Annotated in this window: 20 protein-coding genes; 17 read left to right on the top strand and 3 right to left on the bottom strand. The window is 28.1% G+C overall.

Going from position 1 to position 21,396, the window contains the following annotated elements; genetic code table 11:
* Positions 1–46 precede the first annotated feature (46 nt).
* A complete protein-coding gene (locus ACWOA3_RS00215; RefSeq protein ID WP_456883748.1) occupies positions 47–811 on the top strand; it encodes an alpha/beta fold hydrolase in 765 nt (254 codons plus the stop codon).
* Between the two features lie 472 nt (positions 812–1,283).
* Complete coding sequence (locus tag ACWOA3_RS00220) at positions 1,284–2,141, top strand: MetQ/NlpA family ABC transporter substrate-binding protein (protein ID WP_003146719.1); 858 nt, start codon at positions 1,284–1,286, stop codon at positions 2,139–2,141.
* Between the two features lie 129 nt (positions 2,142–2,270).
* On the opposite strand, the gene ACWOA3_RS00225 is transcribed toward ACWOA3_RS00220, so the two are convergent.
* Positions 2,271–3,632, bottom strand: a complete 1,362-nt coding sequence (locus ACWOA3_RS00225) for an Nramp family divalent metal transporter (protein ID WP_456883749.1) — start codon at positions 3,630–3,632, stop codon at positions 2,271–2,273.
* A gap of 369 nt (positions 3,633–4,001) precedes the next feature.
* Here ACWOA3_RS00225 and ACWOA3_RS00230 point away from each other — a divergent pair, with 369 nt between their 5' ends.
* Together ACWOA3_RS00230 and radC are read left to right on the top strand one after the other, a co-directional pair.
* The gene (locus ACWOA3_RS00230) at positions 4,002–4,721 is read left to right on the top strand and encodes a prepilin peptidase (RefSeq protein WP_003146717.1); all 720 of its coding nucleotides are present in this window, start codon (positions 4,002–4,004) and stop codon (positions 4,719–4,721) included.
* Positions 4,715–5,488 (top strand): RadC family protein, encoded by a 774-nt coding sequence (gene radC / locus ACWOA3_RS00235; protein ID WP_003146716.1) that lies wholly within the window; start codon positions 4,715–4,717, stop codon positions 5,486–5,488. Before ACWOA3_RS00230 ends, radC begins: the two co-directional genes overlap by 7 nt.
* Positions 5,489–5,833: 345 nt before the next feature.
* Here the strand turns inward: radC and ACWOA3_RS00240 are convergent, their stop codons facing one another.
* Positions 5,834–5,938, bottom strand: coding sequence for a putative holin-like toxin (locus tag ACWOA3_RS00240; RefSeq protein WP_081450717.1), 105 nt, complete (start codon positions 5,936–5,938; stop codon positions 5,834–5,836).
* A gap of 682 nt (positions 5,939–6,620) precedes the next feature.
* Between ACWOA3_RS00240 and ACWOA3_RS00245 the strand changes: the two genes are divergently transcribed.
* Positions 6,621–8,192: an ATP-binding cassette domain-containing protein gene (locus ACWOA3_RS00245; RefSeq protein WP_172497802.1), complete on the top strand. Its 1,572-nt coding sequence runs from the start codon at positions 6,621–6,623 to the stop codon at positions 8,190–8,192.
* Between the two features lie 50 nt (positions 8,193–8,242).
* On the opposite strand, the gene ACWOA3_RS00250 is transcribed toward ACWOA3_RS00245, so the two are convergent.
* On the bottom strand, positions 8,243–9,787 hold the full coding sequence (locus tag ACWOA3_RS00250; RefSeq protein ID WP_254263187.1) for an ABC transporter ATP-binding protein: 1,545 nt from the start codon (positions 9,785–9,787) through the stop codon (positions 8,243–8,245).
* Between the two features lie 313 nt (positions 9,788–10,100).
* Between ACWOA3_RS00250 and ACWOA3_RS00255 the strand changes: the two genes are divergently transcribed.
* The 12 genes from ACWOA3_RS00255 (at position 10,101) to rlmH (ending at position 21,320) form a co-directional block, all read left to right on the top strand.
* Positions 10,101–11,681: an ATP-binding cassette domain-containing protein gene (locus tag ACWOA3_RS00255; protein ID WP_456883750.1), complete on the top strand. Its 1,581-nt coding sequence runs from the start codon at positions 10,101–10,103 to the stop codon at positions 11,679–11,681.
* Between the two features lie 126 nt (positions 11,682–11,807).
* On the top strand, positions 11,808–12,626 hold the full coding sequence (locus tag ACWOA3_RS00260; protein WP_003146709.1) for an aminoglycoside N(3)-acetyltransferase: 819 nt from the start codon (positions 11,808–11,810) through the stop codon (positions 12,624–12,626).
* A 267-nt stretch (positions 12,627–12,893) separates the two neighbouring features.
* On the top strand, positions 12,894–13,778 hold the full coding sequence (locus tag ACWOA3_RS00265) for an ATP-binding cassette domain-containing protein (RefSeq protein WP_003146707.1): 885 nt from the start codon (positions 12,894–12,896) through the stop codon (positions 13,776–13,778).
* A gap of 4 nt (positions 13,779–13,782) precedes the next feature.
* A complete protein-coding gene (locus ACWOA3_RS00270) occupies positions 13,783–14,553 on the top strand; it encodes an ABC transporter permease (RefSeq protein WP_003146704.1) in 771 nt (256 codons plus the stop codon).
* A 183-nt stretch (positions 14,554–14,736) separates the two neighbouring features.
* Positions 14,737–14,982 (top strand): hypothetical protein, encoded by a 246-nt coding sequence (locus ACWOA3_RS00275; protein ID WP_003146703.1) that lies wholly within the window; start codon positions 14,737–14,739, stop codon positions 14,980–14,982.
* A 432-nt stretch (positions 14,983–15,414) separates the two neighbouring features.
* Positions 15,415–15,906 (top strand): hypothetical protein, encoded by a 492-nt coding sequence (locus tag ACWOA3_RS00280; RefSeq protein ID WP_003146702.1) that lies wholly within the window; start codon positions 15,415–15,417, stop codon positions 15,904–15,906.
* 320 nt (positions 15,907–16,226) lie between these two features.
* Entirely contained in the window at positions 16,227–17,042 is an 816-nt protein-coding gene (locus ACWOA3_RS00285) for an ABC transporter ATP-binding protein (RefSeq protein ID WP_003146701.1), read from the top strand.
* A gap of 1 nt (position 17,043) precedes the next feature.
* Positions 17,044–17,814: an ABC transporter permease gene (locus tag ACWOA3_RS00290; RefSeq protein ID WP_003146699.1), complete on the top strand. Its 771-nt coding sequence runs from the start codon at positions 17,044–17,046 to the stop codon at positions 17,812–17,814.
* A gap of 1 nt (position 17,815) precedes the next feature.
* Positions 17,816–18,604 (top strand): ABC transporter permease, encoded by a 789-nt coding sequence (locus ACWOA3_RS00295; RefSeq protein WP_003146697.1) that lies wholly within the window; start codon positions 17,816–17,818, stop codon positions 18,602–18,604.
* Positions 18,605–19,129: 525 nt separating this feature from the next.
* Complete coding sequence (locus ACWOA3_RS00300) at positions 19,130–19,453, top strand: hypothetical protein (protein ID WP_003146696.1); 324 nt, start codon at positions 19,130–19,132, stop codon at positions 19,451–19,453.
* A gap of 561 nt (positions 19,454–20,014) precedes the next feature.
* Positions 20,015–20,827 carry a Cof-type HAD-IIB family hydrolase gene (locus tag ACWOA3_RS00305; protein WP_003146695.1) on the top strand — a complete coding sequence of 271 codons (813 nt, stop codon included), beginning with the start codon at positions 20,015–20,017 and terminating at the stop codon, positions 20,825–20,827.
* 16 nt (positions 20,828–20,843) lie between these two features.
* Positions 20,844–21,320 (top strand): 23S rRNA (pseudouridine(1915)-N(3))-methyltransferase RlmH, encoded by a 477-nt coding sequence (rlmH, locus tag ACWOA3_RS00310; RefSeq protein ID WP_456883751.1) that lies wholly within the window; start codon positions 20,844–20,846, stop codon positions 21,318–21,320.
* Positions 21,321–21,396 lie beyond the last annotated feature (76 nt).

Below are 21,396 nucleotides of genomic sequence, written 5' to 3' on the forward strand. Positions count from 1 at the left end.
ATTAGTGTGAAAAAAAGAATACTAAATATTGATAGGAGGAATTTTTATGACGAATATAGTATTGATACATGGTACATGGTGTGATGGAACTGTGTGGGGAGAATTCTCAGATGATCTGCAAAAATTAGGTTTAAATGTATATACTCCAACATTAAGATATCATGATTTACCTTATGAAGAAGTCGAAAAAAAGGTAGCAGATGTTAGTTTAGATGAATTTGCTGATGATATTGTAGATTTAATAGAAACGCTAGATGAAGCTCCGATTGTATTAGGGCACTCGTTAGGAGGGCTTCTTGCACAGAAAGTTGCTATGAAGACAAAAACTAAGGGGCTTATTTTAATGGGGACTGCACCAGCGGCAGGAATTTTCGCTTTTTACCCAAGTATGGTAATTTGTTTCTATAAACATTTTCTACGTTGGGGGTTCTGGAAAAAATCTATGCCACCTTATAAACATGCCTTCTATGATTATTGTATGAATAATCAAGATGAAGCGGATAAGGAAAGAGAATTTTCTAAATTAGTTCCAGAATCTGGATTTACATACTTCCAAATGGCATTACCTTTTTTAGATAAGCAAAAAGGTGCATATATTGATTTTGAAATAGTAACTGAGCCTGTATTAGTAATAACTGGAAGTGAAGATAAAATGGTACACCCAAATATAGCAAAAGCAACAGCAAAAAAATATAAAGACTCTACATTAACAATATTACAAGGTTCGGATCATATGTACGAAGCTCCAAAATTTAGAGACAAAACTGTAGAAGCAATAGAGAAATGGTTGAAAACTAACAACCTTAATTAAAAATTTTTTATTATGTAAATGAAAAAGTAAATATTCATGAATTTTCAAAAAACTTTTTAAAAAAATTCAAAAAAAGTGTTGACATTTTTAATTCTGAATGATAACATAGAGTCAAGTTAAAAATTACCAATATTCAAATAAGTACTTTATAGGAACTTTTACAGAGAGTGTGGATGGGTGAAAGCACACAATGCAGATGATAGAGGAAAATGGTTTGAATGGTAAAAAAAGTGAGTTTTAAAACACAAGCTTTTTTCGTAGGCGTTACGTTACAAACGCACACTATCTCGGATATATTCTAGATGCATAGACGATGTAGTGGTAAAGTTCGTATTTTACGAAAAAGTAAGGTGGTACCGTGAAATTAGTTTTCGCCCTTATTCTCTTAGGAGAGTAGGGGTGATTTTTTTTACATAAAATTCACAAAACCTAAATATTAATAATAAAAAAATCAAAAGGAGAAAATTATATAATGAAGAAATTATTATTTTTAGTAACAAGTTTTATACTTGGAATCGTATTAATTGGATGCTCTAGCGCATCAAAAACTGAGAAAAAAGGTATCGATGTTGATAAACTAGATCCTAGTAAACCTGTAACAGTAAAAGTTGGAGCTACTAACGTACCTCACGCTGTATTATTAGAGCACGTTGCTCCTCAACTTGAAAAAGAAGGAATCAAATTAGACATCGTTACATACCAAGACTACTACGTACCAAACAAAACGTTAAACGATAAAGATATCGACATTAACTACTTCCAACACGTACCATTCTTAAAAAATGCTATTAAAGAAAATGGATACAAAATTGAAGATGCTGGTGCAATTCACTTAGAGCCAATCGGATTATACTCTAAAAAAGTTAAAAACGTTAAAGACCTTAAAGAAGGTGCCAAAGTATTAGTAAGTAACAACAAATCTGAATGGGGACGCGTAATTAAATTACTAGCTTCTGAAGGATTAGTAAAAGTTAAAGATGGTGTAGATCCAGTAACAGCTACTTTTGATGATATCGCTGAAAACCCTAAAAAATTACAATTTAGCTACGAAAATGATCCAGCATTAATGGTTAAATTCTACCAAAATGGTGAAGGTGACCTAGTTTCAATCAACGCTAACTTTGCTGTTGACGCAGGATTAAATGCAGCAACTGAACCAGTTTTAGTAGAAAAAGCTACAGATGATAACCCATATGCTAACATCGTCGTTGTTCGTGAAGGTGATAAAGACAAACTTGTTGTTAAAAAACTTGTTGCAGCTTTAAAATCTGAAGATACTCAAAAATTCATTAAAGAAAAATGGAATGGAGCAGTATTACCTGTTAAATAATTTCATTAAATAAATAAAAAAGCAGCTCATAAGAGCTGTTTTTTTGTTTATTTAAAGTAAAGAAAGTGTGAATTTAATTTATATACTGGAAAATAAAAAATTGGACTGACAAAAATCAGTCCAATTAGTTTATATGAATGTTGATATTATTAACCAGAAATTTAAGATTATTAATATTACTGTACAGATCCATGCAAGAATCTTCATCCATGGTTTAATAACAAATTCTCCCATAAGTTTTTTATTTGATGTATAAAGTGTTAGTGGGATAATTGATATTGGAAGAGCAATACTTAAGAATACTTGTGTATAAATTAGTAAGCTCTCTATTGCTTGTTCGCTATCTCCGAAAACTATTAAACAGATAACAACAGGTAATACTGCAATTACACGTGTTAACATTCTTCTAAGCCTCATAGGAAGCCTTAAATGAATGAAACCTTCCATAACTATTTGCCCTGATAATGTACCAGTAATAGTAGAATTTTGTCCAGATGCTAAAAGAGCAACTGCGAATAATATACTAAGAAGTGGCGAAGCAATAGATCCAACAATATTACTATCTTGTAAAGCATTGTATAAATCTGTAAAACGTCCAAGGCTGTCACCATGACCATGGAATAATGCTGCCCCAAGAACTAATAGTAGACAGTTTACTACGAATGCAATAGTAAGTTGAATATTAGAATCTATTGTAGAAAATCGAATTGCTTCTCTTTTAACTTTATTATCTTTTCTATCGTATCGTCTTGCTTGAACAATAGAAGAATGTAGGTATAAATTATGTGGCATAACTGTTGCACCTACGATACCAAGGGCGATAAATAATGCGCCTTTATTACTAATTACTTCTTTGTTTGGAATAAATCCTTTAATTAATTCTCCGGTATTAGGATTAGATAATAAAACTTCATAGAAGAATATTATAAGAATTGTAAAAATAAGTGCAGCCACAATTGCCTCAATTTTTCTAAATCCAAAATGCGCTAATAATAATAGTAAAAATACATCGAAGATAGTTATTATAACTCCTAATAGTAATGGAATACCGAATAACAATTTTAAAGCTACGGCACTTCCGATAATTTCTGCAATATCAGTAGCCATAATAGCTAGTTCGGTAATAATCCAAAGGACAACACCTAGTTTCTTACCAGTATGTTTTCTAGTTGCTTGAGCTAGGTCCATACCAGTTACAATACCTAATCTTACAGACATTGATTGAAGCAACATCGCGATAAGATTCGATATAAGTATAACGAATAGTAAGCTATACGCATATTGAGCACCACCAGCGATAGAGGTAATCCAGTTACCAGGATCCATATAACCGACTGCTACTAATGCTCCCGGTCCACTATAAGCCAGGACTTTCTTTAAAAAGCTTCCTTCTTTTGGAACATCAACTGTATTGTTAATTTCTTGAAGAGAAAGCTGATTCGCAGCTTCTAACTCTTCTTGACTTTTTCTCAAAAATTTTTTAAAAATCATTTAATCACCTTCTCTAAAAATAATAGTGTAGAATAAGAATATAAAACTACTTTCCTTAAGGCAGAAATCTTGCCTTCGGAAAACTATAAACAATATTATACTACAAAAATGAAAAAATGTAAATTCTTTTGAAAATAGATATCATCATGATATTAGTTTATTATTAGTATAAGATGAAAAAAGTTTAAAATATATTGAAAATAATTTGAATAGAAATAAAATCCTATTGTAATATAAGTTAATTCTTTGTATAGGAAAAATGAGAAAATATTATTAGGTGATTATATATACAACAATGATAAATGTAGTTCTGTATATATAATTGTGATAGAATATAATTGAAGGGTTATACAGTAGGGGGAGATACTTATGGAAAGTTATATTTTTATTATCATATTAAGTCTAATTTTTGCTAGTGCCATTAAGTGTTTAGTAGATAGTGAGAATAAGAGAGAGTTCCTATTTAGACGAAGTTGTTGTTCTAGTTGTCAGAAAGAATTAAGGGGTATGGACTTAATTCCCATTTTTAGCTATTTATATAAAAAAGGACGATGTAGTTACTGTAATCAAAAAATTCCATTAGATGTATTTTTATACGAAATTTTTACTTTTATTACTATAGTATTATTTATTATTTTCCAAAATCATTTTGTTTTTATTAGTTATCTTGAAGTTAGTATATTTATTATTCTCATTTTTTTAGGAATAGAAGATATAAAATCATTTGAAGTTAATGATGAGTTGTTTTATCTTCTAATTATATTAAATTTTTCTTCTATATATATACACTATTATTTATTCAATTTTTTAGATTTTATTTATCTTATTATTATCTTTCATATACTATATATTTTTACAAGAGGTGGTTTAGGTTATGGCGATATAAAAGTTTTTTGTGTATTAGCTTTAAATTTAAACTTATTTGAAGGAGTGTATTTGTTAATTTTCACATTTTTATATGCAGGATTCTTCGCCATTTGGTTAATTATTTTGAAAAAAGTTAAAAGAAAAACGAAACTACCACTAGTACCATTCATAGCGCTTAGTTATTTAACAATAATATTAATAAGGGAGGGATTATTATGGTAGCATATACTATTAAAGAGTTTAATGAGGAAGATCGTCCGAGGGAGAAATTCAAAAAATTAGGTGCTCTAGCTCTCAGCGATAAAGAGATTCTAGCAATATTACTAAGAACAGGGACAAAAAATCAAAATGTAATTGAGCTTTCCGACATGATTCTGAAAGATATGGGTGGCATTACAAAGTTAAGAGATACAACTTTAACAGAACTTATGAAACATAAGGGGATAGGTCAGGAAAAGGCGATACACATTCTGGCGAATATAGAGTTTGCAAGAAGAATATATGCAACGAATGTCCTAGATGTGAAGTGTGATAGCCCGCAGTCAATAGCCAATTATCTAAAATCATCTTTAGAGAATTTAACACAAGAAGTCTTCATAGTATTAGATATTGATACGAAAGGTAAAATAATCGAAAAAAGAGAAGTATTCAAAGGTAGTTTATCTATGTCGGTGGTGCATCCAAGGGAAGTATTTAAACTAGCGATAAAAAATAGTGCTTCAAGCATTGTCTGTGTGCATAATCACCCAAGTGGAGATGCAACACCTTCTATAGAAGATATTAAAACGACGATAAATCTAATGGAAGTTGGTGAAGTAGTTGGTATAGAAATGCTAGATCATATTGTAGTGGCTAAAAAAGGATATGTTAGTATTAGAAAAGTATTGAATTATCTAGCAGTTGAAAATATAGATTATAAATATGAAGATGTTACAGGTGAACAATTAAAATATATACTGAGAAAATATAAGGTTGTAGGAGAGTATTAAAGAAGTAAAAGGTCTAAAACGAAATATAAAAAATTGATTTTCTAGTAGAAATATAGTAGTATAAAGGAAGGTGATTCACTACCTATATTTCAAATGTGAACGTTAAGCTAGGAATTTTTCCTAGCTTTTTTGTATGGAATATTTTTAATGGGTGAAAAATTCTAGAATAAGAGTATTTGATATGCAAACAATTTGAAAAATTATAGAAAGATCAATATTTCAAAATTTTTGCTTTTCTACTTCATCTATGTTAAAATATAGTCATAAAAGAGAGAGCCGTTTTAAAGACGGTGGCTCTAGTTTAGGTATTTTATAACCATCTAGCCTGCCAAAGCATAAAGATGGTTATTTTTTATTGTCTTTTTTTAATGCTACAATACATGCACTAACTACTGAAACAATCAATAGATTTATTCCAATAATCGTCTGTACAATTTCGTAAGCTGACAACTTGCTACTCCTTTCGTCAAGATTTTAGTGTATGCGAGCATAGCACCATCCCCTTTCATATTGAAGTAGCCACCATCTTTATCGGAAGTGTTACACTCCCTAACTTCTCTCTCCAATTTTGATTATATCAAATTAAATGGTCATTATCAATAATTTATAAATATACGTAATATAATAAATTTAAAGGATAAATATAGTGTTACAGTGAATGTTAAAAAAATTCATTTACTATAGTTTTACTGAAGTTATTATATCAAAAAAGTGGTTTTGATGAGGAAATAATTTTGTAAATGTATATAGGTATAGAAAAGAGAAGACATGTATTTTTTAGTTCCAGTTAAAAGATTAGTTTCAAGTTAATTTTTAGTTTTATATTTGAATTGGAATTTAATTTAAGAATTAATAAATTCTAAAAACAACCTTGAATTTTCAGAAATAACATTGACTAGCAATTTTTTATTTGATATAATTTCTATAATTTAACAAACGTTAATTGGGTTTTATGTTGAGTGGAAAGTTAATCTATAGATTGAATTATTTTAGAATATCAAATATTAAGAAAGAAATTGATTAGCTTCTATGAGCAATTGATTTCTTTTTATTGTATTTAGATTTTAAAAGGCTATTTATAAAATAAAAACTGGACTTTTAAATAGAAGGACTCAAATTAGGAGTGGGAAATATGAGAAAATTTTTATTTGCGGTAGTTTTATTTCTTATTACAGTAGTCTCGGGGATTAATATTTATTTTTCATATCAAATTAAATATGTTGTCGATGCCCTTACTACTAAAAATGAGCAATTATTCTACAATCAAATTATATATTTATCTGTAATTATAATACTAATGCTTATATGTGAATATTTACGTCAGATTTTAGATACTATTTATCTGAATAAAGTTGGGTTTAATATTCATAGAACCCTTGTGGGTAGTTTACTTAAGAATAAACTAGATACAAAGAGTAAAAATTTATTATCTACTGTAAATAATGATATTGGAATGGTAAAAGATCAATATTATAATACGATTTTTTCTCTGTATCAGGGGATAGTTTATTTTATTTTTGCTACAATAGCGTTGTTCAAATTGGATGTAACAACAGCGTTTTGGGTTATAGGATTGTCATTATTTCCGATTGTAATTCCTAACCTATTCAAATCATATTTGAAAAATGTTCAAAACAGTATTTCTATACAAAAGGCTAGTTATAACGATAAACTTGAAGATTTTTTAGAAGGGTTATTAGTTATTAAAAATAGCGATTCTGCTAATATATTTTATGAAAAATTACTTAATGAATATAAAAAAATAAATAAACTTGTTAATAGGAAGAATGTTTTAGCATCACTTGTAAATGTCTTAACAGGATTAGTATTCTATGCTACTATTATTGCTATTTTATATATAGGAGGTCGTCAAGCTCTGTTAGGAAATACTAGTGTAGGGGATATAGTATCTATTTTTACTATTTCTGCAGAGTTAGTAATGCCTGTCAATTTGATAACAGCTTCTATAGCTAATATAACATCCGTAAAAGATATAAAAAGGGAATTAGATTCTAAAGAGAAGTTTGAATATATAGATAGTCATAAAATTATCGATTTTGAAAACATAGAAATTCGAAATGAAAGCTATAAATTTAATAATAGAGAAATTTTTAGTGATTTTTCGGCTATTTTTGAAAAAGGTAAAAAGTATTTAATTCAAGGAGATAGTGGTAGTGGAAAATCGACGTTAGCATTACTATTAACAAAAAACCTTGAAGGATGTAACATATTTTTAAATGGAAAAAATATTAACAGTTATGAATACAACACAATTCAAAAAATAATAACTTATGTACCTCAAGATAGCTTTATATTTGTAGGTACGATTATCGATAATCTTACTTTTTATAAAAACATAGAAGCGGATAAAATAATGACTTTAATAAAAGAAACTAGATTAGATGACAAAATTAAAGAAGTTTCCAATTTGGTTAATACTACGTACGATAAGAGAAAATCAAATTTATCTGGTGGACAAAAACAAAGGTTAGCATTAATTAGGGCAATATTACAGGAAAAACAAGTTATAGTTTTAGATGAAACATTATCAGGATTGGATAAAAATACATACATCTTAATTGAAAAATTACTATTAAGTATGAAAGATAAGACTTTAATTCATATTTCACACAGATCTTATCCAGAAACTTTGAGAATGTATGATGAGGTATATGTAATGGGGAAAATAGAAAATGCCAAGTAATGTTTATTGCTTGGCATTTTTGTGTTATTTAATTCATTTAATATTTGATATTACTGTACTTTTAATTCTACACATTCTGTTAGTTGTTTTTTGATTTCTTCTTGTATATGGTGAGAAATCATTATTAAGGTTAACTTATCGTCAGCTAAGATATTGTTTTCTATCTGTACTGCTGTTTTTTCATCTAATGCTGAGGTTGCTTCATCGAGAATTAAAATTGGATAATTTCTAATTAAAACTCTCGCAAGAACTAACCTTTGTTTTTCTCCTCCTGATAGGATTTCTCCCATATTAGATAGGTTGTGATCTAAGCTGTCAGGTAAAGCTCTAACTCTATCAGCTAAACAAACTTTTTCCAATATGCTCCATATTTCTTCATCTGAATAACTATCATCTAAAGTGATGTTATATCGAATTGAACCGCTGAAAATAGATGTTTGTTGACTCACATATCCAATCTCTTTGGAGAAGTTAATATCATCCTGTATTTCAAGAGGATTTCCATCGATTAAAACTTTATCGTGGTTGGATTGTAATTTTCCTAGTAGCAACTTGATTATAGTAGATTTTCCTGAACCACTTTTACCGATTACGGCATATTTTCCACCTTTATTTATATTAAAGTTGAAGTTTCTAATAACATGGTTATCTCCGAAACTATAATTAAAGTTTTTAAATTCAATATTTTCTTCAACGTGTGGATAAAGTGTTTCTTTAGCAGTCGCTTTAGTTATAACGCTATTTAATATTTCTTTTGTACCGATTACCTTAATATACAGATCAACCAATTGATTGATAGAAGTAAGGTATATACCTAGTATAGTAGATACCGAAGCTATTGTTCCGATAGTCAATTCATTTTTTAAAACCAAATAAATCGCAAAGATAAAAATTAATAATTCAAGTAATTTCTCGATACTTTGTAAAGTTAATTCACCAAATGCCATTAATTTAGAAATACTATACTGTTGATCTTCTTTTTGGATCTGACTAGTCTTAACATTTTTTGAGAATAAATTTATCTTACCGATATTTTTTAAATCTTCATAGCCTGTTAAATATTCCTTTAAAACTCCAGAGAATTTCCCTGATAAAATTGATAAATTTGTATATCCTACACTAATTTTTTTACCAAACTTACCGCTTATTAAAAACATAGCGACTGATGATAATAGGGCGAATACAACAAATTTCCAATTAATAAGCCATAAAAATACTACTGATGAGATAAATAATACAATAGCACTAAGTAAACCAGTTAATGGTGAGAATAAATATGCAGATAATAATTCAAGTTGATAAGTATATTTAGTCATATGTTCACCAGAGTCAACCTTATTAAATTCTGACTGAGACATAGTTTCTATGTTTTTACTAATTCTATCACCTAGATATATTTTCCATTGTTTAACTAATTGTGCAATTATAATTTTTAACCACGCTCTAAGCAATTCTACTATTATTAAAACACAAATAATAAAGCCAACTTTTGTCCATAGAGATCCTGTTTTGTATATTACAGAATCAACAATATCAACACGAGCGTATACAACATAAACAGTCCCTATTGATACTATTAGTGTCAAAATAAACATAATGCATAACTTTAATTTGTTCAATGTTATAACTTCTAAAATATTTTTAATCAAATTGCTCTCCTTTGAATAGATTACATAAATGTTGTTTGTATTTAAGTTACAAGCTTTATGTAACTTTAATTATACTGACTTTTTTTTTCGTGTCAAGATAATTAGAGTAAGTTTTCTGAAAATTATAAGTTTATATTGTTATCATCTATTTTTCATACTATAATAAAAGTATAAATATAAGTTGGTGTTTTATATAGTTCTCAAAATCTCCTTTAGTAGTTTGTTATTATTTAAGTGGAATTAAAAGTAGGAGGTATTTATGAAAAGATATATTTTAAAATTTAAATATAGGTTCTTATTAATTTGTTTTCTTATATTGTTAAGACAGTTATTTCTTATGAAGAGTAACTTTTTAAATGCAGATGCTATAACTGTGCTTACTAACAAAAATCTACATAGTTTCTTTGAAATTATCTTATTCTTATCAGTTACGTGGTTTGTTATTATAGTAATTGATAGAGTGGTAAAGGTAAGAGAGGAGATTTTTATTCAAGATATTGGAATAGATGTTAAAGATAATCTGTCTAGTAGCCTTATAGAATTAGATATTGAAAAGTATAAAGATAATTCATCTGGTGTTTATCAATCTTGGTTTAACAATGATATTCAAATGATTCAAGAAAAAGGTTTGAGAAATATATTTGCTATAATATACAGCCTTTCTGGTGTGGTATTTTCTCTTTATGCTCTATTGAAATATCACTGGATTATTTCTTTAATTACTATTATAGGAACAGGAATATTAATTTATCTTCCAAAAATTTTTAATAAAAAACTTCATAATATGGGAACAGAAGTTACTAAAGAAAATGAGAATTATGTTGCTTCGTTAGAGGAGACGATTCTAGGCTATGATACGTATTTCTCTCTTAATAAATTACAAATAATTTCTAAAAGAATAGCTAATATAAGTAGAATTTTGAAAAATGTATTTGTTAAACAAAGTAAATTGGAAAGTAATTATTATATGCTTAACTTCGGCTTAAATGTCTTTTTCCAAGTGTTATTAGTTTTTGTTACAGGGTATTTAGTTGTTAAAGATAATTTGGAAATCGGTGCAGTTGCAGCCGTAGGAATGTTTGCTAATCTTGTATTTGATGGTATGAGCCAAGTAGGTTATAGAATAGCATTTATTAAAGGCGCAAAACCTATTTTCTCTAAGCATGATGAATTCATGTTAAATAATAAGGATACCTACTCACCTATTGAATATTCTTTAAGAGAAACATTATTTAAAATTAAAAACTTATATTTCAGTTATGGTGATAAAGAAATTCTAAATAATGTGAATCTTGATATAAAAGAGGGGAATAAATATTTAATAAGTGGAGATAGTGGCGTTGGTAAATCAACATTATTTAAAATAATTACAGGGCAATTAAGAAATTATGAAGGTAGTGTAGAGTATTGTAGTGTTGATTTGAAAAAATTATCTACTAAGCAAATACTAGAAAAACTAACTATAATTCAACAAGAAAATTTTGTATTTTCAGGCACTGTCAAAGATAACATAACTATGGGAGAAGTAGCTGAGGATAGTGAAGTAGCTAAATATTTAGAAAAAGTGGGCTTAACACAGAAAGACTTCTTATATTCAGAAGTAGAGGTTCATGGAAAAAATCTTTCAGGAGGACAACGCCAAAGATTGGCTATAGCTAGAGCGTTATTTAATGGTAAAAAAATACTTTTAATTGATGAAGGAACATCAGCTTTAGACAAAGAATCGGCGAAAAGTTTAGTAGAAATGCTGTTAGGAAATAAAGAATTAACGATAATAATGATTAGCCATGATATAAGTGATGAACTAAGAGGAAAATTTGATAATATTATAAAATTGTGATACAAGTGAAAGTTAGTAAAAAATGATATAGATTGAATAGAAAAATGAAAATAGGAGAGTGGCTAAAAAATCAATTTCTCCAAGAATAAGATTTTGAGTCACTCCCATTTGATAAGGAGGAAAAGCATGAGTTATAAGTTTATGAGTGATGCTTTAGATAATAATTTAATGCCAATAGGTAAAAGTGATTTTTTAAATTTATTTAAAGATTTAGAAATAGGAGAAGGCGATATCCTGATTGCGCACGTATCTCTTAGTAATTTTGGTTATATAATCGGCGGTGCAAGATGTATTTATGAAGCACTTATGGAAAGATTAGGAGAAAGTGGAACGCTCGTTGTTCCAACACAATCTTTAGAAAATATGTCTCCAGAGTATTGGGAATATCCTAAAGTTCCTAAGGAGTGGATAGAAAAAATTAAACAAGAAAGTTTATCTTATGATGTTAATCTATCTAGTACACGAGGTATGGGGAAATTTAGTGAGTTTGTTATGAATTTAACACACTCAGTTAGAAGTTCTCATCCACTATATTCTTTTTCAGCAGTAGGAGAAAAAGCACAGGAAATAATAAAAGAGCATCCATTAGATGATGGCTTAGGATATAATTCACCATTAGGGAGATTGTATGATCAAAATGCAAAAATTTTATTATTAGGAACTGATTTTGAATCCAATACAGCATTGCATCTTGCAGAATATTCACTAAATAGAAAAACAATAAAAGAAAGTGCAAATGTAGATGGAGAGTGGTTAGAATTTTCTAATATCGAATTAGATATATATGATGATTTCTTAACAGTTCAGAAAGAATTCATGAAAAATTATAAGGGAAGTTATCAAATAAAAGATATACAGAAAACATCAGTTCTTTGTATAGATTTAAAAAGTTGCGTAGATTTTGCGAAAGAATATTATAGAAGAAAAGAAGAAATAAATTCATAAAGTTAATACTGAATAATGTACACTTAGTTGATTTTAGAAATAGCTAGGTGTATATTGTTTTATTTTATTTAAGAAGTAATACAATGGCAATTCACAAAAAGTCTAAAATTAAAAAAAGTGTATATTGTAACTCATAGACAGAGGGGATATTTACTATAAAAACAAGGAATAATTTTTGGAAACCGTTTTTTATTTTATTGCTTTTATACAATGTTTATATTACAATAAAACTGTAAAAGTATACAAAAACATAAGGGAGGGAGTTAAATGGTAAATTTATTAACAGTGAAAAATTTAGCATACAAATATAAAAATTCTAGTAATTATGCGATTAAAAATATTTCTTTTTCTGCGGAAAAAGGAGATATGATTGCACTTATAGGTAAAAGTGGTTCAGGGAAAACTACGATAATTAATTCTACATTAGGATTGTTTTCTAATATCGAAGGAGAGGTATCTTTTGGTGAGGGTGTGTCTGTTCGAGATATAGATTACTGTATGCAAAATCAATCAGTAGATTGGTACTTAAATGTATATGACAATATTTATATGGGGGTATTATACTCTAAAAATACTATTAGCAAGAAAAGTGTAGATGAGATTATTGAGGTTCTAGGTTTAAAAGGTAAGGAGAAATCAGACTTAACAGAATTATCTGGAGGACAACTGCAGAGGGTACAAATAGCAAGAAGTTTGATATCAGATTCAAAAATTTTATTCTTAGATGAACCTACTACAGGATTGGATGTAGTATTATCAAAAAATATATTAGAATACATAAAAAATAATAATAAAGAACATGCTGTTTTTATATCTTCTCATGATTTAGATCTTATAGAAAAGTATTGTAATAAAATAATTTATATAAACGACGGAGAATGTTTATACTTTGGAGAAATGAGCACCTTCTTAAAAGAATATAATAAAGAAATAGTATACAATATTTCTTACAGTGGTGAAATAAGTAAAGATGTGGTAGAAAAACATAAAGATACTATTACAATCGTTGATGATAAAAATTTAAAAATTTTCTTGGAAAAAGAAGAGGAAATTTCAAATGTCTTAAAACTACTATTGGCAGAAAATATTACAATAGGAAGCCTGCAGAAAGAAGAAATTACCTTGAAGAGAATATTGGAATTGGAGGAGTAATTATATGAAAAATGTTATGAAGAATTTTTGGGCGACATCGTATATAGAATACAAGGCGATTGAAAATAATAAGCAGATTATATATACTCAGCTAATGGTTCCAATATTGTACTTTGTATTTTTTGGATTTGGAATAGGGAACTCTTTTTCAAGTTTAGCTTTTAAAGGAGAAAATGTTAGCTATATTGAATATATTTTCATTGGAATTATAGGAGTAATACTAAATTCTCAGATGAATCAGTCAGTTTATAGGGTGAATTTAGATAAAAAATGGGGACTCTTAGCGTATAAAAGAATAAAAGGAACATCAGCAATTTCATATTTTCTAGGAAAATTAGTATTTCCGTTAGGAATCACAATAGTGCAAGTATTATTAATCTACTTTTTATCGTTTTTCTTAGGGATAAAAATACAGATAGGTCCTTTTCTAAAAGTATTAATTATTGTAATTATTAGTCTAGTATTTTGGTTTTCTCTTGGGGTTATTATCTCATTAGGAACTGTATCGTATAGAACTAGAGACCTTATCTTAGGAACATTATTACTACCGATAATTTTTGCCGCACCGACTTTTTATAGTTTAGATAATTCTAAGGTGCTATACTATATATCAAAACTTAATCCATTAACTTACCAATTAACGAGCATGAGAACTGTAATTTTTGATATGGATCTTGATATAAATACATATATTACAATATTTTTAAGTCTAATAATGTTTGTTTTAGCAATAAGCGTGATAATAAGATCAGAATTATTAGGTGATGAGAGATAAAAAATGTACACTTAGTTGTTTTAGAGATGACTAAGTGTACATTTGTATTTATATGAAATGTATTACTGAGATTTTCGTATTGATACCATTATATTTTCATATTACAATAAAGGTGTAAAGTTTAACAGCACTATAAACATATATAAAATATGAAACTTCTAATGTAAGAGGAGGTTATTGGTAATGGACAGTATAATAGGATCTATCGTTGCAACTATAACTATTGCTTTTCTATATTTTATGTTTAGAAGAAAATCTCTCCCCATTTTCAAAAAGAATAAGCAACAATTGCTAATAGGATTGATACCAATTGTTATATTTTGTATTTTCTTTCCAAAAGTGATTAAAATAGCTATAATTTTTTTAGTAGTTGAGATTATTTTATATATAATAGATTATCTCAATGAGAAGAAAAATTCTACGAAATAAGAGTATATATTCCTTCAAAAAATAGTATAGTGATTTTTGGAGAATTCTACAATGGAAGAATTAAAATTAGAGAGTTTTTATTTAAACGAAAATGAATTTAAAATGGTGTATAATAAAAGTATATTTAATATATGAGTGTTGTGAATTGATAACTTGTTAGATTGAAGAAAATAAAAAATGAATAAATAACTTGATTAAGAAAATTCTTAAAACTATTTTTTATCATAACATAGTTAATTGAAATTATTGAAAGGGATGTAATTGTTACATTCATAATAGTGTTTTTAAAGTTTATAAATTAAATAAATTGATGGATTTGTTATTTGGTTATTAACTTATAAATTTAGATGATTTTGTAATTGTACTTGTTAAAATAAAGAAAAAGTTTATTTTGAATTTTGTTAATATATAAGAGAAAGAGAGTGAATAAAAATGAATAAACAATATTATCTTTGTACTGAAATTTTAAGTGAAGGAAGTTCAGTTGCACTAGCTTTTGACGTTAATTGGGACTTAGACATTAGTGATCTAGTTAGAGTAAAACTTATACTAAATCCTAGTGAAGTTTTTGATAGTTTTATGTTAGATGTTTATGATAATTTAGATGGTTTAAATCAAGAAGATATAAATGATTTTTTTAATTCGGAAACATCGGAATCATTGCTTTTGGGATTAATTCAATTAATAAAAGAGAAATTATTTTTTAATCCTCTGGATATAAAGGGTGCGTTATTGACATCTTCTGAAGATATGATAATGATAGATTTATTAATTAAAGTTGATCCTTCAGATTATAGTATAAGTTCTACTGATTTTTATTTAGTGTTTGGCTTGGCTTTTTCTGAATTAACTTTTAGTTCGATAATAGGAAGTTTTCTATTAAAAAAAGGACATGAGCTACATCATCTTTATTACGAGGAGTAAACTTAGATTACTTCTCTATATTTATTGGAATACCTCAAAATATGGAAATCATATCAGATTGATATGATTTTCCCTTTTTCACTATGAGAGAGCAGTGTAATCTGATATAATGTATAGAACTGAAACATATAAATTGATAAGATTATAGATTAATTAAAATCTACTAAAGGAACTTTTGTATGATAAAATTAGTTGTTACAGAAATAACAACGTAAAGTAGAATACAAATAAACGTTATTGAAGTCTTTCTATTAAGAGATTGGAATGTAATTAGTTGTTGAAAAGTACAGGTCGGAATATTTTAGGAAATGGAGAAAGTGATGGATAATATAATAGATGTAAAAGGTCTAAAAAGAAGTTTTAAGACTCTGAAAAACGGTGAATTTGAAGCTATAAAAGGAATAGAATTTTCAGTGAAAGAAGGAGAAATTTTTGGTTTGTTAGGACCTAATGGTGCAGGTAAAACAACAACAATAAAAATTTTAACTACGATGCTTGCACCAAGTGAGGGGAGTGTAAAAGTTTTAGGTTTTGATACTTTTCATGAAGCCAAAAAGGTTAGAGAGCATATAAATTTTGTTTTTGGTGGAGAGCGTAGCCTATACTGGCGACTAAGCGCAAGAGATAACCTAGCATATTTTGCTGATCTTTATAAAATTCCACGTAAAGCGCAAAATGAACTTATTGAAAATTTAATAAAACGTGTTGGTCTTAGTGAATTTATTGATAAAAAAGTAGAAACCTTCTCGAAAGGTATGAAACAAAGATTACAGATTGCGCGTTCATTACTCAATAATCCGAAAATAATATTTTTAGATGAGCCTAGTATAGGTCTAGACCCAATAGGAGCAAAAGAACTTCGTGAACTTATTAAAGAATTAGCCAAAGATGGTGTAACTATATTATTAACAACTCATTATATGCCTGAAGCAGAAGAACTTTGCAATAGAATTGCAATAATAAAAAAAGGTGAACTGCTTGCCTTAGATGATGTGGTAGGATTACAAAATCTTGTTTCTTACGAACGAAAAGAAGAAATAAAAGCGAAAAAAATTCGTGAGCAAGAGGAGAAAAATAAACAAAACCTAGAAATAACTTTGGAAGATATTTATATAGAATTATTGGGGGAGAAATAATATGAGGGCTATTTTAATGAGTGCAAGGGTTCAGATGAAGCAATCGATAGCACGACCGATGTTTAGATTTTGTATTTTTATTGGTCCTATACTGAGTGGTATTTTGTTAGGTATGATATATCAAAATCGTAGTATCGAAGATTTTATGCTTTACGCCTTTATCGGAGCTGGGATATCTACATTTTGGGGAAGTATTTGTTTCTCATCAGCGAGTGACATGGATAGAGAAAAATGGATGGGAACAATGCCGATGATCTTCACTTCACCGATAGGTTTCGAAAATATTATTTTTGGGAAAATATTAGGTAATACATTTTGGGGAATGTTTAGTTTTTGTCTTAATATGTTAACTGTAAAAATTTTATTTAATATAAATATAGTATTTTCTAATTTTCTATATTTTATTTTAATTACACTGTTAATGATAATTTCTATGATAGCTGTCGGTTTTATGATGGCAGGTTTATTTACTCTATCAAGAAAAATAAGTGTACTTATGAATGTAATTGATTATCCAATAATAATGTTAACTGGAATGGTCTTTCCAATATCGATTTTTCCAAAATTTATTCAGTATTTTTCATATTTATTAAGTCCAACATGGGCTATGGAAGGATATAAATTAGCTGTTCAAGGTGGAAGTAATGAAGAATTGTTAAGAGTAGCATTGATTTTAGTTTCTATTACTACTATTTATTTTATAATTAGTATATTTTCATTTAAAAAAATAAAAAAACTTTGTGTAGTAAATGGAACATTGGAGGTGTTTTAATATGGAAAATATATCTAGATTTTTTAGAAGAATTAGATTTTCATATAAAATGGCTTCTGTACTTAGTGATTGGCGTACATTCTTTACTATTGATTTATTAATCCCATTAATGCAAATGATGTGTTATTCTTTGGTTGGATATTATGTTTATGGAGCAGAAAATATTGAAAAATGGGTTATAAGTAACGCGATAGTAACAAGTGCCTTTTCGGCAATTTATAGAGTAGGATTACAACTTGCAAGAGAGCGCGCTAGTGGAACGTTATCGTTAATGCTTGCAACAAAGACTAGTATTTCAGAAGTTTTATTATCGAGTGCGATTTCTACGATGCTTTTAAGTTTCATTTCAGTAGTTTTTGGGGTTAGTATTCTTAGTGTAACATTAGGATTAGTATGGACTGTTCAAAAAATTTTAGAATTTATTTTGGTTTTAATACTTGCGATTTTCACAGCAACTTGTTTTGGTTTTTTCTTCTCGTGTTTTATTCTGTTAACGACTGAAATTCATTTAGTTACTAACACAATAGATAAAGTACTTCTAATATTTACAGGAGCAAACTTTCCAGTTAGTAGCTTTCCACATCTAGTAGAGCAGTTTTGTTATATGTTGCCACTAACACGTTCTATATTATTAGCACAAAGATTACTAAGTGGTGAAAGTGTGATAAATAACTTATATCTAGTTAGAGGAGAGGTAATTTTAGCTTCTATATTTTTAATACTAGGAATAATAATGTTAAAAAATATGGAACGTGCAGCAATAAAAGGCGGAACGTTAGATATGCTGTAATTTCAATAAAGGAGATTTAGAGTTGGTATTCTAAATCTCTTTAACTATATAAATATTGTAAAATTCTTTTAGTATTATAATTTTGTATAAAGTATAATTTTCAAAATAAGGAATAAATATGAGTCTTGAAAATTATTTAAAGAATAAATTTTTAAAAAAGGTAAACAGCTGTATATTAAACAAAAAGAGAGAACTAAATATACAAATGAAAAACGGAGAAGTCATATCAATTTAGGACTTTTTTATATATTAAATTGGGAAAATTATTGTTGAATGAAATATGTAGATAATTGTTCATTTTATCAATGAAAAACATACTCATATTTTATTAATTAATAAATAGAATTTAAATGTTTTTATTTGTTAATAACATTTAAAACTGTTATAATAAAGGTGAAGAATTAGAAGGTGTTATTGTGAGTAGTTATATAACAGAATTCATTGTGAAGAATAAAAGAAGTCTATTCTTTATAATAATATTTTTTAATAAAAATTGTTTAGATTTAATAAATTAAGGTGAGAGAAATGACAAGAAAGAAATATATATATTTAGCAATAGTGATAGGGATTTCTATATTTATATCTTATTTTTTTATAAGTGATATACGTGAATGGGCTGTAATAACTAATGTATTTTTAGCTAGTTTTCTTATATATACATCGTATCTTTTATTTTATAAAAAGAGTTATAATTTATTAGCTGGTATGACGGAAGAAGAATTGAAAAAATCTGAAAGTGATATAGAAATAAGACTTAAGTATGAAAAAGGTGCGAAAATTATGGGGGTAATTTCTTTTATTGGAGGACTTTTTGTACTGTATATATTATACTCGTCTTTGAAATTATAATAATTTTTAAGTTGTTTATAGAATTACTAACGAAACAAGAACACATGGTCACAGCGTTTGATGAGAAACTGTTCAATATATTAGTTAAAAAAATGGTTATATATACGAAAGATAAAATAGAAGTCCACTTCAAAAATGGTCAGGTCATAGAAATATGATTTAGCTGTTTTTATGAATGGAATGAAACATTCATTTTATGATATAATATAAAAGATTGACAGAGATGAGAAATAATGAGGCTTGCCTAAATCGTTAAAAAGTGAGGCACGAAGTAGCGATAAACGAAAGATATCACTACGGAGTTAGTAAGGGAACTAGCTTGCTCACCAAATAGTGGTGAGTGTATGAGATTGAGATGATTTATCATCCAATCGAATTGTTCCGTTGCACCCCCTAAGAGGGTTTTACACCCTAGCAGTGACAACTAGCAATTAGCTTCATCACTAAGTGATTTGCTAATTCCAGTTGTTGTTGCATACATTGTACCTAAGTGTTTTACGACTGCTTCGCTTCATAAAACACAAACGTACAACGCATAGTGATAAAAAAAGGAGCTTTTGTATGATAAAATTAGTTGTTACAGATATTGATGATACGCTATTAAATAGTGATCGTGAGATTTCTAAAAAAAATAGAGAAGTAATTGAAGAGTGTAAGAAACAAGATATTAAAGTTATTTTAGCGTCAGGTAGACCTGATTTTGGAATGATGAGTATAGTAGAGGATTTACAACTTGATAGTTATGATAACTACTTACTTTCATTTAATGGAGCTAGAATCGCTAATCTTAAAACAAATGAAGTGATTTATGAGAAGTTCTTATCGCCTGAGAGAATTAAGTTCTTAATAGATGTTGCTTTGGAGAATGATTGTGATATTCTTACTTACCAAGGTGGGAAAGTTCTTACGAATCGTGACAATGAATACGCACGAATTGAGTCTGGTTTAGTAAGTGCAGAATTAGTAATTAGTGAGAACATGAAAGATGATATTAAAGAAGGTGCTGCTAAGGTAATAATTCTTAAACATCCTGATGAAGCTGTTGAGGTGAAAGATAAACTTGCACTTGAATTAGGTGATGACTATGAAGTAGCTATGTCTAAACCGTTCTTTATCGAGATTAATGATAAAGGTATTTCTAAAGGAGTATCTTTAGATTCATTATGTAAAAAACTTGGTTTAACAAATGAGAATGTAATGGCATTAGGTGATGGGCTTAATGATTTAAGCATGATTGAGTTCGCTGGTATGGGAGTTGCGGTTGATAATGCTAATACTACTTTAAAAGAAGCGGCGAATTTTATTTCTAAGTCGAATGATGAAGATGGTTTCGCTTATGCTATTGAAAAATTTGTTCTTGGTAAAGATGTGTAGATAGAAAGAGGTTCTGATGAAAGTAACTTTGATTTGTGTAGGTAAAGTTAAGGAGAAATTTTATAGGGATGCTATAAAAGAATATGAAAAACGTCTTGGAGCATATATTAAGTTAAATACTATTGAAATTTCTGATGAAAAAGTAAAGGTAGAGAATGATTCAGAAATAGCTCTAGCGATGGAAAAAGAGGGGAATAGCATATTATCAAAAATTAAAGATAATCAATATGTTATTACTCTGGAAATTTTAGGTAAGAATTTATCTAGTGAAGAATTTGCATCAAAAATTGATAATTTAATGCTTACAAGTAAGAGTGATGTGGTATTGGTAATTGGTGGAAGTTATGGACTTTCTGACAGTGTGAAAAAGCGTAGTGATTTTGCATTATCGTTTAGTAGAATGACGTTTCCACATCAAATGATGCGTGTTGTTTTACTTGAACAAGTGTATAGAGCTTATCGTATAATAACAGGAGCAAGTTATCATAAATAATATAATAGGTGCTGAACTGAAAATTTTATTTTTTACAAAGTTTATATAAAATATCATAGACACAGTGGCCTATTGA

Source organism: Gemella taiwanensis (assembly GCF_054054385.1).

What these genes read in the sequence shown, in the direction of transcription:
- ACWOA3_RS00275 (WP_003146703.1), top strand. Translation starts at nt 14,737, where the DNA reads ATGGACAGTATAATAGGATCTATCGTTGCAACTATAACTATTGCTTTT.
- ACWOA3_RS00280 (WP_003146702.1), top strand. Translation starts at nt 15,415, where the DNA reads ATGAATAAACAATATTATCTTTGTACTGAAATTTTAAGTGAAGGAAGT.
- ACWOA3_RS00260 (WP_003146709.1), top strand. Translation starts at nt 11,808, where the DNA reads ATGAGTTATAAGTTTATGAGTGATGCTTTAGATAATAATTTAATGCCA.
- ACWOA3_RS00250 (WP_254263187.1), bottom strand. Translation starts at nt 9,787, where the DNA reads ATGTTTATTTTGACACTAATAGTATCAATAGGGACTGTTTATGTTGTA.
- ACWOA3_RS00295 (WP_003146697.1), top strand. Translation starts at nt 17,816, where the DNA reads ATGGAAAATATATCTAGATTTTTTAGAAGAATTAGATTTTCATATAAA.
- ACWOA3_RS00215 (WP_456883748.1), top strand. Translation starts at nt 47, where the DNA reads ATGACGAATATAGTATTGATACATGGTACATGGTGTGATGGAACTGTG.
- ACWOA3_RS00255 (WP_456883750.1), top strand. Translation starts at nt 10,101, where the DNA reads ATGAAAAGATATATTTTAAAATTTAAATATAGGTTCTTATTAATTTGT.
- ACWOA3_RS00285 (WP_003146701.1), top strand. Translation starts at nt 16,227, where the DNA reads ATGGATAATATAATAGATGTAAAAGGTCTAAAAAGAAGTTTTAAGACT.
- rlmH (WP_456883751.1), top strand. Translation starts at nt 20,844, where the DNA reads ATGAAAGTAACTTTGATTTGTGTAGGTAAAGTTAAGGAGAAATTTTAT.
- ACWOA3_RS00270 (WP_003146704.1), top strand. Translation starts at nt 13,783, where the DNA reads ATGAAAAATGTTATGAAGAATTTTTGGGCGACATCGTATATAGAATAC.
- ACWOA3_RS00225 (WP_456883749.1), bottom strand. Translation starts at nt 3,632, where the DNA reads ATGATTTTTAAAAAATTTTTGAGAAAAAGTCAAGAAGAGTTAGAAGCT.
- ACWOA3_RS00245 (WP_172497802.1), top strand. Translation starts at nt 6,621, where the DNA reads ATGAGAAAATTTTTATTTGCGGTAGTTTTATTTCTTATTACAGTAGTC.
- ACWOA3_RS00300 (WP_003146696.1), top strand. Translation starts at nt 19,130, where the DNA reads ATGACAAGAAAGAAATATATATATTTAGCAATAGTGATAGGGATTTCT.
- ACWOA3_RS00265 (WP_003146707.1), top strand. Translation starts at nt 12,894, where the DNA reads ATGGTAAATTTATTAACAGTGAAAAATTTAGCATACAAATATAAAAAT.
- ACWOA3_RS00230 (WP_003146717.1), top strand. Translation starts at nt 4,002, where the DNA reads ATGGAAAGTTATATTTTTATTATCATATTAAGTCTAATTTTTGCTAGT.
- ACWOA3_RS00220 (WP_003146719.1), top strand. Translation starts at nt 1,284, where the DNA reads ATGAAGAAATTATTATTTTTAGTAACAAGTTTTATACTTGGAATCGTA.
- ACWOA3_RS00290 (WP_003146699.1), top strand. Translation starts at nt 17,044, where the DNA reads ATGAGGGCTATTTTAATGAGTGCAAGGGTTCAGATGAAGCAATCGATA.
- ACWOA3_RS00305 (WP_003146695.1), top strand. Translation starts at nt 20,015, where the DNA reads ATGATAAAATTAGTTGTTACAGATATTGATGATACGCTATTAAATAGT.
- radC (WP_003146716.1), top strand. Translation starts at nt 4,715, where the DNA reads ATGGTAGCATATACTATTAAAGAGTTTAATGAGGAAGATCGTCCGAGG.